General features: G+C 35.2%; 13 protein-coding genes. 7 read left to right on the top strand and 6 right to left on the bottom strand.

The features are described from left to right. Positions 1–13: 13 nt before the first annotated feature. Together ORL93_RS16770 and ORL93_RS16765 are read right to left on the bottom strand one after the other, a co-directional pair. A complete protein-coding gene (locus tag ORL93_RS16770; RefSeq protein WP_003206921.1) occupies positions 14–958 on the bottom strand; it encodes a DUF2628 domain-containing protein in 945 nt (314 codons plus the stop codon). A gap of 206 nt (positions 959–1,164) precedes the next feature. Then, positions 1,165–1,617 (bottom strand): methylated-DNA--[protein]-cysteine S-methyltransferase, encoded by a 453-nt coding sequence (locus ORL93_RS16765; RefSeq protein ID WP_003197104.1) that lies wholly within the window; start codon positions 1,615–1,617, stop codon positions 1,165–1,167. 133 nt (positions 1,618–1,750) lie between these two features. On the opposite strand from ORL93_RS16765, the gene namA reads away from it, so the two are divergent. After that, positions 1,751–2,791, top strand: a complete 1,041-nt coding sequence (gene namA, locus ORL93_RS16760) for an NADPH dehydrogenase NamA (protein WP_097794657.1) — start codon at positions 1,751–1,753, stop codon at positions 2,789–2,791. 43 nt (positions 2,792–2,834) lie between these two features. Here the strand turns inward: namA and ORL93_RS16755 are convergent, their stop codons facing one another. Then, a complete protein-coding gene (locus ORL93_RS16755; RefSeq protein WP_097794656.1) occupies positions 2,835–3,494 on the bottom strand; it encodes an oxidoreductase in 660 nt (219 codons plus the stop codon). A gap of 546 nt (positions 3,495–4,040) precedes the next feature. Here ORL93_RS16755 and ORL93_RS16750 point away from each other — a divergent pair. The 3 genes from ORL93_RS16750 (at position 4,041) to ORL93_RS16740 (ending at position 6,735) form a co-directional block, all read left to right on the top strand. After that, complete coding sequence (locus ORL93_RS16750; RefSeq protein WP_033796080.1) at positions 4,041–4,991, top strand: metal ABC transporter substrate-binding protein; 951 nt, start codon at positions 4,041–4,043, stop codon at positions 4,989–4,991. 140 nt (positions 4,992–5,131) lie between these two features. Beyond that, a complete protein-coding gene (locus tag ORL93_RS16745) occupies positions 5,132–5,602 on the top strand; it encodes a GNAT family N-acetyltransferase (RefSeq protein WP_003197096.1) in 471 nt (156 codons plus the stop codon). A 278-nt stretch (positions 5,603–5,880) separates the two neighbouring features. Continuing rightward, positions 5,881–6,735 (top strand): alpha/beta hydrolase, encoded by an 855-nt coding sequence (locus ORL93_RS16740; RefSeq protein ID WP_018765465.1) that lies wholly within the window; start codon positions 5,881–5,883, stop codon positions 6,733–6,735. Positions 6,736–6,766: 31 nt separating this feature from the next. Here the strand turns inward: ORL93_RS16740 and ORL93_RS16735 are convergent, their stop codons facing one another. Continuing rightward, the gene (locus ORL93_RS16735; RefSeq protein WP_018765464.1) at positions 6,767–7,717 is read right to left on the bottom strand and encodes a CobW family GTP-binding protein; all 951 of its coding nucleotides are present in this window, start codon (positions 7,715–7,717) and stop codon (positions 6,767–6,769) included. A 272-nt stretch (positions 7,718–7,989) separates the two neighbouring features. Here ORL93_RS16735 and ORL93_RS16730 point away from each other — a divergent pair, with 272 nt between their 5' ends. After that, positions 7,990–8,892, top strand: coding sequence for an aldo/keto reductase (locus ORL93_RS16730; protein ID WP_003197089.1), 903 nt, complete (start codon positions 7,990–7,992; stop codon positions 8,890–8,892). Positions 8,893–8,970: 78 nt separating this feature from the next. Beyond that, positions 8,971–9,117 (top strand): hypothetical protein, encoded by a 147-nt coding sequence (locus ORL93_RS16725; RefSeq protein WP_018765463.1) that lies wholly within the window; start codon positions 8,971–8,973, stop codon positions 9,115–9,117. Between the two features lie 48 nt (positions 9,118–9,165). Here ORL93_RS16725 and ORL93_RS16720 read toward each other — a convergent pair whose 3' ends face one another. Next, a complete protein-coding gene (locus tag ORL93_RS16720; RefSeq protein WP_265959275.1) occupies positions 9,166–9,750 on the bottom strand; it encodes a GNAT family N-acetyltransferase in 585 nt (194 codons plus the stop codon). A gap of 320 nt (positions 9,751–10,070) precedes the next feature. Next, positions 10,071–11,543 (bottom strand): flavin monoamine oxidase family protein, encoded by a 1,473-nt coding sequence (locus ORL93_RS16715; RefSeq protein ID WP_265959274.1) that lies wholly within the window; start codon positions 11,541–11,543, stop codon positions 10,071–10,073. A 181-nt stretch (positions 11,544–11,724) separates the two neighbouring features. Between ORL93_RS16715 and ORL93_RS16710 the strand changes: the two genes are divergently transcribed. Further along, entirely contained in the window at positions 11,725–11,928 is a 204-nt protein-coding gene (locus ORL93_RS16710) for a DUF3896 family protein (protein WP_003197079.1), read from the top strand. Positions 11,929–11,954 lie beyond the last annotated feature (26 nt).

Raw genomic sequence — 11,954 nt, 5'->3', positions numbered from 1 at the left:
TTACATTCATTTCTTATAACATTTCTTTTTTTTCATCTTTTTGTAATCCGTCATCCAACTCAAAAAGATCTTGCGTACGAAACACATCTTCCATCATTTTCAAAAACTCTTTTTCACCTTGGGGCTCACCGTTAACTGTAAGAGAATAGGGTTCAATTTCATGCAACCTGTAATCGACAACAAATTGAATGATAATTTTTTGTCTTGTCATACCATGATTGTATCCATGAAATTCTACTAATTCCAATCCATCTCCCCCGCGGTAATAAACCCAGGTTGGTTGCTTAAAATGCTGTTCAAAAGATTCCCCAATAGAAAAAAAAGGATACTCATAAAGGGAACTTGCTCGTACTTTTTGAATAACATCTTGATCTGTAGGAAAGAAAAAGTGACTCATGAATATACTAGCAGCTGTCAAAATTGTAACAATAGCCGCTCCCATTTTACTTGTTCCTCCACTATCACGGATGAGATAACGCTCAACATCTCCATTCGTTACCCCTCTTGCTTTTATCCGGTATATTTTCCGCTCAGCAAATCGATAATATAACCCATTTGCAAAAATTCCGACCCCTATCATCATTAAAATGAGCAATAAAAAGGTAAGGGGAACCATGTTAATAATGGGGAGTGCTACATTGAATCCCATATAGTATGAAAATGCATCACAAGCTACTAATAAAATTACAAATAAACAAGCAGGTAAGTAATATTTTCGATAACCAAACCATCCGACATTGAAAATAGCAGCCCATCCATTCCAGCTCCACCTTGCTATTCGTTTCTTTTCTTTGTCCCATTTTCTTTTATAATATGGATAATGTGCTCCCACATATTGTTCCATATTTTTTTCAATTGGTGAGGTCTCCTCTTTTGTTCCATTATGTAAAGTTTGCTGACAATCTTCACAATTAAATTGACCTTCAGGACAAGGATTCCCACAATTTATACAACGCAAAATAATCCCTCTTTCCCTGATTTATCCCCTACTTATACTTCTGTTGTCCAGCATACTAAAAAATTCAGCTATTTAACAAGATGATTCCTCCCCGCAAATAACAGGTTAAACCATTCGTATGAAACATAGAAATACTTACTTTCTACTAGACTTTGTTATCCTCTAAGCAATGAAAACTACTATCTCCATTTGAAAAGAGTTTTATCTTATTGCAAAATCCCCTCATGTTTCAATAACCATTCTTTTCGCCATAGACCACCTGCATATCCAACTAACTTTCCACTTTTTCCAATTACACGATGACACGGAACAATAATAGAAATCGGATTGCGACTATTCGCTCCTCCTATTGCACGCACCGCCTTTGTGTTACCAACCTTTTCTGCAATATCCAGATAGGAAGCATTCACTCCATATGGAATCGTATAAAGTGCATCCCAAACACTCTTTTGAAATGGTGTTCCAACCGCTGACAGTGGTACTGTAAATTCAGTTCTCTTTCGATTAAAATATTCATCTAATTCAGCGAGGCACTGTTCTACAATTTGATTTTTATTCTCTTCTTTCCGTTCCTCTACAAAAATAACAGAAGTAATTCCTTCATCATTTGCAGTAATTTCAAGCAAACCTATTTCGCTTTCATAATAAGCTCGGTACATGCCCCTATCCCCCAATTTAATTTATTTCAATAATTGTAACATAAATGTACAAAATTTCGGGAATAAGCGTTTCATTATGGAAACAAAAATGATGATGATACAATAAAGGAAACTACAATAAGGGGGAATAAATATGGACTATCAGCTTTTTTCACCTTATACGATTAAAGATGTTACATTAAAAAATCGTATTGTTATGTCACCGATGTGTATGTACTCTTCAGAAAACGAAGATGGAAAAGTGACAAATTTCCATCATATCCATTATGCGTCTCGCGCAGCTGGTCAAGTAGGCCTTGTTATGCTTGAAGCTACAGCTGTTGTACCTGAAGGACGTATTTCTAATAAAGATTTAGGTATATGGAATAATGATCATATTCCAGGGTTACAAAAAACGGTGTCCCTCATCCATGAAAATGGGGCAAAAGCAGCTATTCAGTTAGCCCATGCTGGTCGAAAAGCTGAATTACATACAGACTCTGTAGCACCCTCGGCTATTGCATTTAATGATACAATGAAAACCCCAATAGAAATGAATAAACGGCTAATCAAAAAAACAATTTCTGCTTTTCAAGATGCCGCATGCCGTTCCAAACAAGCAGGATTCGATATTATTGAACTCCACGCGGCTCACGGCTATCTCATTAATGAATTTCTCTCTCCATTATCTAACAAACGAACTGATGAATATGGCGGATCACCTGAAAACCGTTACCGTTTCTTAAAAGAAATCATTGATGCTGTAAATGAAGTTTGGAATGGTCCTTTATTCGTTCGTATTTCTGCAAATGACTATCATCCTGAAGGATTAACAGTCCATGACTATGTTCAATTTGCAAAATGGATGAAAGAACAAGGTGTAGATGTAATTGATTGTAGTTCTGGGGCTGTTATACCTGCACAAATCGACGTTTACCCTGGCTATCAAGTAGAGTATGCAAATCATATAAAAGGACAAGCACACATTGCGACAGGCGCAGTAGGATTGATTACAAGCGGGATACAAGCAGAAGAAATTTTAGCAAATAATGAAGCGGACTTAATCTTTATCGGTCGCGAGTTACTTCGCAATCCATATTTTCCAAGAACAGCAGCTAATGAACTTGGATTTGAATTACAAGAGCCCCACCAATATCAACGTGCTCGTGGTAAAATAGCCCCGACTCGCCGCTAATACACAATAATGAAAACGAGAAGGACTCCCCTTCTCGTTTTCATTATTCCATCATTGTAATCTCTGTAGAATTATAAATATGGACACCAGATTCTTCACGTAGTGCCACTAAGTACATCCCTTTTGCAACCTGCTCGGCTGTAATCGGCTTATACTTTTTTAAAGTACCATTAAATACAAATGGCAAAACACCAGATATCTTCTCAGCCATTCTTTCTCCAAAACGAAATTCTTCTCGATCTCCTAGCAATAGTGATGGTCTAAATATATGAATCCCACCGATTACTAACTTTTGAAGTTCCTCCTCCATCTTCCCTTTTACTTGTGAATAAAAGAAAAGTGATTTTGGATTAGCACCCATAGAAGAAATAACAAGAAAATTTTGTACACCTTGTTTTTCTGCTAAACAGGCCGCTCGTAATGTATATTCATAGTCTACTTTTTTAAAATTCGCTTTCGTTTTCGCTTTCTTAATTGTTGTCCCAAGACAGCTAAAAACATCATCAACAGCAAAAAATTCTTTATACTCTTCTAATATAGAAAAGTCAACTTGTTTCTGCTGTAACTTTTCATGTTCCCATTGCAGTGGCTTTCTTACAAAAACCATAACCGAATCATAGTAATCTGAGTCAAGTAATAGCTGCGTCACTTCTTGTCCAACTAAACCACTCGCACCGAGTACTAAGGCTGTTCTTTTATTCATTTATCTTTATACCTCTTTATCTAATTTTATACCGTCCAAACAGGCAGTACAAATCCTATTTCTAGGAGTTTCCTTTTTCTTATTCTATCATAAGTAAAGCACTATGCGTGATGCAAGTGCTTTACTTACTCTTCTCTCCTTTTTTCTCTGTTGGTAGCTTGGTTATTATCCTAGAGTCACCTAGATTACTTATTAATGTCTTGAGGAAAATCAAAACACATGTTAATGGCAAAACTACTGCTAGTACCAATAAGATTGCTTCCATTATGTAATCCAATTACTCATCCCCTTTTCATACCCTCTACCTCAATATATGAAAGGAGTGTTGTCACATATGCGACATTCATAAAAATTAATACTGTTCTTTTTGACAACTTTATAACAAAATCAAATCGGAATGATTATTATTTATTGCAACTTTCGTAAAGATGTATTATACTAAGTTCGCAACTTAAAACGTAATTATTCCGTTTTATAAAAAAAAGATATTTTTTCTCTTATTTTGGAGAAAATAAAATTGGAAAAGAAAGAAAAGAGGAGAATTACATGAAGAAAAGGTTAATGGTATTTTCTTTTATACTTATTTTTACATTAATTTTTGCTGGGTGTGCCAGCAAAAAAGACGGAACTGCAAAAAAAGATGGAAAACTTTCTGTATATACAACTATTTTTCCACTTGCTGATTTCGCTAAAAAAATCGGTGGTGACTATGTAAATGTTGAAACAATTTATCCACCTGGCGCTGACTCTCATACATATGAGCCAAGTCAAAAACAAACGGTACAAGTTGCGAAGGCAGACCTATTCGTATATAACGGCGCGGAATTAGAGCCGTTTGCAGAAAAAATGGAAAAAACATTAAAAAAAGAGAACGTAAAAGTTGTTAATGCATCTAAAGGTTTCGATCTTATCGCTTCATCAGAAGAAGAGCATGAGCACGAGGAAGGTCATAAAGAAGAAGAAAATCACCATCATGACAAAGACCCACACGTGTGGCTTGATCCTACACTCGCGATGAAGCAGGCTGAAAAAATTAAAGATGCACTCGTAGAATTGCAACCAGATCATAAAAAAGAATTTGAGAAAAACTTCGCCGCCCTACAAACAAAGTTCACTGACTTAGATGATCACTTTAAATCTGTTGTTTCAGAGGCAAAAACGAAAGATATTTTAGTTTCTCACGCTGCATATGGATATTGGGAAAAACGCTATGGCTTAAAACAAATACCAGTTGCTGGCATCTCCGCTTCTGATGAACCATCACAAAAAGAACTTGCTAACATTACAAAAACAGCAAAAGAGCATGGTTTAAAATATATTTTATTTGAAACATTCTCTACTCCAAAAGTAGCAGAAGTTATTCAAAAAGAAACAGGAACGAAAATTTTACGTTTAAATCACCTTGCTACTATTTCTGAAGATGATGCAAAGAAAAATAAAGATTACTTCACATTAATGGAAGAAAACGTGAACACTTTAAAAGAAGCTACAAACTAAATTTATATTTCCTTTCAGACAGTTGAAACATATTCAACTGTCTTTTTTCATATTCAGCAGCTTGACTTCAACAAAATAACAAGTAAAATTATCCATATTAGTTTTAAAGATATACTATGTTATGAAAGCGAGTTGGAACTATGAATCTTCACATTTGTGAAGTAACAGCAAATAATTGGCGTTCAGTCGCTGCTTTAGACGTAGCAAAGGAGCAGCAGCAATTTATTGAAAGCAATGCATTTTCTTTAGCGGAATCCCTATATGAAGAAAACGGAACGTCAGTAGGCTTATATGATGGAGAAACACTTGTTGGCTACGCAATGTATGGTTGGTATTCAAAAAAAGATGATAGCGTATGGCTAGATCGTTTTATGATTGATTACCATTTTCAAGGAAATGGCTATGCGAAACGTTTTCTCCATCTGCTTATCCAGTATTTACAACAAAAATTTCAATGCAAAAAGATTTATTTAAGTCTTCATCCAGAAAACAAACTAGCAATGAAACTATATGAGTCTTTCGGTTTTCACTTAACTGGTGATATAGACGATGAAGGACCAGTTGTTGGTGTTGTAATGGAATTACGGATAAATGAAAGTATAAGCCTGTGAAAACAGGCTTTTTATTATTTTCTACTAATCTTTGTTTATTAATAGAAGAACAAGATGGTCATGTTTCCTATTCTACCTCCGCATCAAAAATATAATTGTTTCACTTTTTTTCATTAACTAAAGATGTAATGCTAAACATTTACCGTACAATAATGTCCTTTTTTCTACAAAGTAAACACTACTACTTTTAATAACTATACTCCAAAAGAATAAAAACAATCTTTCAGCGAAAATATATGTACATATATGCAAAATCAGTAGTAAATGGAGGGTTTGTTTTGAAAATATTCAAGTTCTTATTCGTAAGTCTTTCTGCTATTTTAATCATGCTTAGCAGTAATAGCTTCCATATCCCAGCAGAAGCTAAAATAGAGACAGATATTGATGTAATACGTCAAAAACCAATTACGTTTGTACTCGTTCACGGCGCTTGGGGAGATTCTAGCTATTGGGATAAAACAGCTAATGAGTTGAAACAAATGGGACATAAAGTATATACTCCTACCTTACCTGGGCATGGAAAAGATACGAATAAAGCTGTAAAACACACTGATTATGTCAAATCAGTAGTCAACTATGTGAAGGAAAGAAACATAACGGATTTTGTTCTTGTTGGTCATAGTTTTGGTGGTACTGTTATTTCAAAAGTTGCCGAACAAATTCCAGATCGAATCCACAGACTTGTCTTTATGAATGCATTTGTTCTAGCAAATGGAGAAAGTGCAGCTGATGAAATCCCAGCCGAAGGAAAAACGCTTTGGACCGAGCTTGCGAAAAAATCGAAAAATAATGCTATCCAATTGCCTTTTCCTATTTGGCGAGAAACCTTTATGAATAATGCTAATCTCGACTTAGCGAAAAAAATTTACGAAACTGTTACACCAGAACCAGCTGGACCACTTTTTGAAAAGCTGGACCTTACGAAATTTTATCAATTAAATATTCCAAAAAGTTATTTCTATTTAACTGAAGATATGGCAGTTCCACAAGGTAAAGATTCAGGATGGCACCCTCACATGTCAAATCGCCTTGGATTATTTCGTTTAGTAACTACACAAGGTGATCACATGACTATGTTTCATGCTAAACCAGCAATTGTCGCGAAGAAATTAGTTGAAGCCGGCAGAGATTAATAACAAAAATAAGCCTGCTAAATTAGCAGGCTTATTTTACGCACTCTTTAAAATGTTCTTGGAACCATTCTTTATTAATATCTTTCCCGATAAAGACCACTTCACTCACGCGCTCTTCTCCCTCTTGCCACTCTCTATCGTAAGAAGCAGCAAATAGTGTATGAACACCTTGAAAAACAATACGGCAATCTACTCCATCGATCGATAGAATTCCTTTATATCGATATAAATACTCTCCTAACTCTTGAACTACAGCTGACATCCATTCGTTTAACTTTTGCAAATCTAACGGCCGCTCTTCACGTAATACAAATGATTTTACACCTTCTAAATGATGATGCTCTTTATGTGGATAAATCTCTAATGTATCACGCGTTTTAAACGTTTGAATTTCTAACAAGACCGGTATATCTACTTCACAATTTGTCGTTGGGATTAATTTTGCTGTTGGATTAATCCCTTGTAATTCAGTAAGGAGTTCTTTCTCTTCTTCCTCTCCAACTAAATCTAATTTATTTACTAAAACCATATCTGCAAAAGCAATTTGTTCTTTCGCTTCTAGCCCTTTTTCAAAATGTTTATGTATATGATAACTATCTACCACTGTCACAACACCATTAATTTTGTATGCTGACTGAATAACTGGATCTAAAAAGAACGTTTGGATAATCGGCCCTGGGTTTGCAAGACCTGTCGTTTCAATCACTAGACCATCAAAATCCATTTTCCCTTCTGCTTTTACATCCAATAACTGTTTTAAAGCAACAAGTAAATCTTCACGCACTGTACAGCATAAACAGCCATTTGTCATTTCCATAATTTCTTCTTCTACATTCATAATTAATTGATTATCGATGCCAATTTGCCCTATTTCATTTACGATAACCGCTAATTTCTTTCCATGTTCTTCCGATAAAATACGATTTAATAATGTTGTTTTCCCCGATCCAAGAAAACCAGTTAAAATTGTTACTGGAATCATTTCGTACATCTCCTTATAGCTATATCTTCGTACATTATACCATACAGATAAAGTGAAACTTCCATCAGTAGGGTTTTTCTTCATCCCCCACCTATCTTCCTCGTTTCGCTCTTACTCTTGAGGTGGGGGCTTACTGCCCGTTAATGCGAGGTAAAATCGTTTTTTACAACAAAGACATATTCATTGTAAGTACAGTCCAATAACTATATAATAGTACCGAACAAGAAAGCCTTTTCAAAAATATCATCATTCATCAAGGGGGTCTACTCAAAATGGAACGAATTCAAATGGCTAATAACCTTGAATTCTCTCGTATCATTCAAGGATTTTGGCGTTTAGCAGAATGGAATATGCCAAAACAAGAATTACTTTCTTTTATCAAAAATTGTATGGAGATGGGGATTACAACTTTTGACCACGCCGATATTTATGGAGGATATACGTGTGAATCATTATTCGGGGAAGCATTACAATTACAGCCTTCTTTACGTGATAACATGCAAATTGTCACAAAATGTGGAATCGCTCCCTTATCTCCGAAGTTTCCAAAGCGATATGTCGCTCACTATAATACAAGTACGAAACATATTGTAAAAAGCGTGGAACAGTCACTACAAAACTTACATACTGATTATATTGATTTGTTACTGATTCATCGACCTGATCCATTTATGGACCCAAGTGAAGTGGCAGAAGCTTTCACACGTGTAAAACAAGAAGGAAAAGTCCGTCATTTCGGTGTATCTAACTTTTTACCGTCTCAATTTAATATGCTTAGCTCATACTTAGATTTCCCGCTCATCACAAACCAAATTGAAGTATCTGCGATGCAGCTTGAACATTTTGAAAAAGGTACAATCGACTTATGCCAAGAAAAAAGAATTAGCCCTATGATTTGGTCTCCTCTTGCTGGTGGAGAAATCTTTACAGGACAAAATGAACGTGCTGTACGCTTACGCAAAACTTTACAAAAAGTCGCAAATGAACTGAATGCTGATGGCATCGATATTGTCATGTATGCATGGCTACTTGCTCATCCAGCGAAAATGATGCCAATCGTTGGCTCTGGTAAATTAGATCGCGTGAAGTCAGCTATCGCTGCAACAAAACTTACATTAGATCGTCAGCAATGGTTTACCATCTTTGAAAGTTCGAATGGACATCCCGTACCTTAATGTGCTAGCACATTATAGTAGGTATTGAATACCCCACTCCTTTTTATGTTATAATTGCCACAAAAAGGATATCCATTAATGAATAACTCAAATAAAAATTACTCTTGGAAATTATTCGAAATTTGGTTATCTATTCCAAGAAGTGCACGACTTGCATTCTTATGGGCTATTATTTTAGGAGCTTCCTATTTAGGATGGGTAAAAATCATTAAACAGTTCTTATAATGACTAAAACTTAATTAATAATACAATTCAAAAAGAAGAGCTAATACATTATAGCTCTTCTTTTTCATACCTGCTTCTTGTCATCGCAAACACACATGTATCCCTGAGTCCCTTGCCATCTACTGCTACACTGCTGCTTTCTAAAATCCCTTCTAATTTAAAACCTAGCCTCTCAGGTATCGCTCTACTTTTTACATTTCGTAAATCACAGCGAATCTCTATCCTGTTTGCCTTTAACTCAGAAAAAGCATAATCCATAATACCTTGCGCAGCTTCTGTCATATAACCTTTTCCACCAAAGCGCGAATCTATCCAGTATCCAATTTCAAATCTTGGTATCTCCCAATTAATACGATGCAATCCAGCAGAAGCTACAAATTCGCCTGTGTCTTTTAAAAATACTAGTAATCTCAAATCTTCACGTTGTAAAAATTGAATATATGATCTTCTTATACTCGCTTCGATTTCTTCTTCTGTTTGTTCTTTTTGAGCAAAAGTCATCCAAGGTTTTAATTCTTCTAACGATGCATTGATAGCTTCATATACTGCCTTTCCATCCCCTGGTTTTGGCATTCGAATGAGAAGCCTGTCTGTGTAAAATTCAGAAGGAAAATCAAGTAATAATGGATTCATTACAAACACTCCCTATTGTTCTTTTATATATAATAACATTTAACACTATATATAAATACAAATTAAAAAACGGCATAAAGTCTTTCTTTTTCAGATGGAAGAGAGCATCCGACCATGCATAGAAGCGGTCAAATCCTTTTCCTGCCCCATGCCCAGTGAAAACAAAGAGAGAAAACAAGTGCAAGTCACTTTTTTCTCCGTAGCAGCGACTTATATAATAAATAACTTTTCTGAACTTCACTTATTTTCAAACCAAATTCATACATACCTATCTCTAATTATATTCGTCACGACACTTTCCTTCCTCTTACTATTAATACTCATACAATCAATTGATTCACCTCTACAGCTGTACGTATTCCAGACTCAATTGCGCCTTGTATCCACCCATGATAAAGTGTTGTATGGTCTCCTGCAAAATATATTTTCCCCTCGGGTTTTACAATAGCTGGCTGCAGTTCTGTTTCTTGACCCGCTTGAAAAATCGCAAACCCTCCTAATGCATACGGGTCCAGTGTCCAATTTTTTGCTACTCCTGACATAAATTCATCATATACTTGACCACCTAATATAGTCGCTAAGTTTTGTAATGTATAATAAATACGATCACCTTTCGACAATCCATCCCATAATAATGCATCGTACGACCATGTATAGCTCCCAAGCATCATAGCCGGTCCCTTAGTCCCAATACCATGGCTTGGATAATACGCATAGCGAATTGGTAAATCTGTAATAATCCTCCCCCCTAATTGACCCTGTTCTTCCCAAAAGCGACTTTTAAATTGAATTCCTATTTTAGTAGCCGCCATATAATGTAGTTCACGAATTGCTCTCCACTTTTCATGTGATACAGAATCAAATGGATCAATTTCAACAAATCGCATTGTGGAAAATGGAATTGTAATAATAACTAAATCACCTGTTATACTGCTATATCCAAATGTCTCTTCATGTCTGCAATATGCTGTCACACCTTTATCATGTTGTTGAAGCTTCATTAATTTTTGATTGTAAATAATATCTCCCTTTAACTGCGGCAAAAAAGATTTTGGCAATTTATCATTGCCCCCACTAATTTCACAAAAACCACTTTCTTGCTGCAAAATATATATAAAACGTAACGTTTCAACAAATGATCTTTCTAAAAATCCTTCTAAATCTAAAAGTACACCAATCATCTCAATTGCTACTGGTGAAAAATACGTATTATATTGATAAGGATGATATTTTAAAAACTGTGCTGTTGAATACTTCCCAAAGTCTTTTTCAACAATTCCCCAATTTTTATCTGGATTTCTTTTAATGAAATCAATAATTGGCTGCACTGCTAACAATAATAATTCTTCAGATGTTTTTCCTTCTTCATTCATCACTACTGGATATCTTAAAATACTTGGATTTTTCTCGTATTGTTGTAATGTCGTTTTTCTACCATTCACATAAATAATATCCGTCTCATTTCGATTAATAAAGGGGGTCACTTGTAGCCCGAACTTTCTTATATAAGCCATCGTTAATGTATGTATATATGGAATGCGCATTGCTCCAACATCTAAATATAATCCGGTGTCTTCCATTCTAATAGTCTCAATTCGGCCTCCTATACGGTTATTCGCTTCTAAAATTTTTACATGATGTCCTGCGCTTTTAAGTAAGGATGCTGATACTAAACCAGCCATTCCAGCACCAATTACAATGATTTGTTTTGGCTCTACTGTTTTCGGTAATCCCTTATCAATAATTCCCACCATTTCATCAGTTGTGACATGGGATTGTGTATGCACTCGCATCATTCCACCCCTTACTTTGAAAATACAAAACAGTGATTCTCTGAATTGTATTCATGAGTATAGTAGAACAACACATTTTTCTGAATATTCACTAATAATTCACAGAGATTTGCTCTCATCATCCCTTTCTTATCATATAATGAAGATATAGATAGGAAATGTAAGGAAGGGATTGATAAATATGAAACGTACTTACGACTATCCTGAAACAAAAAAACATTTGGAATTGAAAAAACAACTACTATGCAAAAAATTATTGGATGTAAATTTAAGTGAAGATGATCGTAATCAAATTAAGATGGAAATCGATAACTACGAATATATTTTAACATTAGTGGAAATGAATCATTATGAACGTGGAATTTCTCATAACAAGCGGATGTGAAAGCATTCGCTTTTTCATGTGAGCAT

The sequence above is a fragment of the Bacillus sp. DHT2 genome, from assembly GCF_026241455.1.
GTDB classification, from domain to species: Bacteria; Bacillota; Bacilli; order Bacillales; family Bacillaceae_G; genus Bacillus_A; species Bacillus_A pseudomycoides.
Note: the sequence above shows the minus strand (reverse complement) of the source record. Positions and strands in the feature narration are given on the sequence as shown.

What these genes read in the sequence shown, in the direction of transcription:
- ORL93_RS16765 (WP_003197104.1), bottom strand. Translation starts at nt 1,617, where the DNA reads ATGTACCGAGCTTATTATGAAAGCGAAATAGGTTTGCTTGAAATTACT.
- namA (WP_097794657.1), top strand. Translation starts at nt 1,751, where the DNA reads ATGGACTATCAGCTTTTTTCACCTTATACGATTAAAGATGTTACATTA.
- ORL93_RS16755 (WP_097794656.1), bottom strand. Translation starts at nt 3,494, where the DNA reads ATGAATAAAAGAACAGCCTTAGTACTCGGTGCGAGTGGTTTAGTTGGA.
- ORL93_RS16750 (WP_033796080.1), top strand. Translation starts at nt 4,041, where the DNA reads ATGAAGAAAAGGTTAATGGTATTTTCTTTTATACTTATTTTTACATTA.
- ORL93_RS16745 (WP_003197096.1), top strand. Translation starts at nt 5,132, where the DNA reads ATGAATCTTCACATTTGTGAAGTAACAGCAAATAATTGGCGTTCAGTC.
- ORL93_RS16735 (WP_018765464.1), bottom strand. Translation starts at nt 7,717, where the DNA reads ATGATTCCAGTAACAATTTTAACTGGTTTTCTTGGATCGGGGAAAACA.
- ORL93_RS16730 (WP_003197089.1), top strand. Translation starts at nt 7,990, where the DNA reads ATGGAACGAATTCAAATGGCTAATAACCTTGAATTCTCTCGTATCATT.
- ORL93_RS16725 (WP_018765463.1), top strand. Translation starts at nt 8,971, where the DNA reads ATGAATAACTCAAATAAAAATTACTCTTGGAAATTATTCGAAATTTGG.
- ORL93_RS16720 (WP_265959275.1), bottom strand. Translation starts at nt 9,750, where the DNA reads ATGAATCCATTATTACTTGATTTTCCTTCTGAATTTTACACAGACAGG.
- ORL93_RS16715 (WP_265959274.1), bottom strand. Translation starts at nt 11,543, where the DNA reads ATGCGAGTGCATACACAATCCCATGTCACAACTGATGAAATGGTGGGA.
- ORL93_RS16710 (WP_003197079.1), top strand. Translation starts at nt 11,725, where the DNA reads ATGAAACGTACTTACGACTATCCTGAAACAAAAAAACATTTGGAATTG.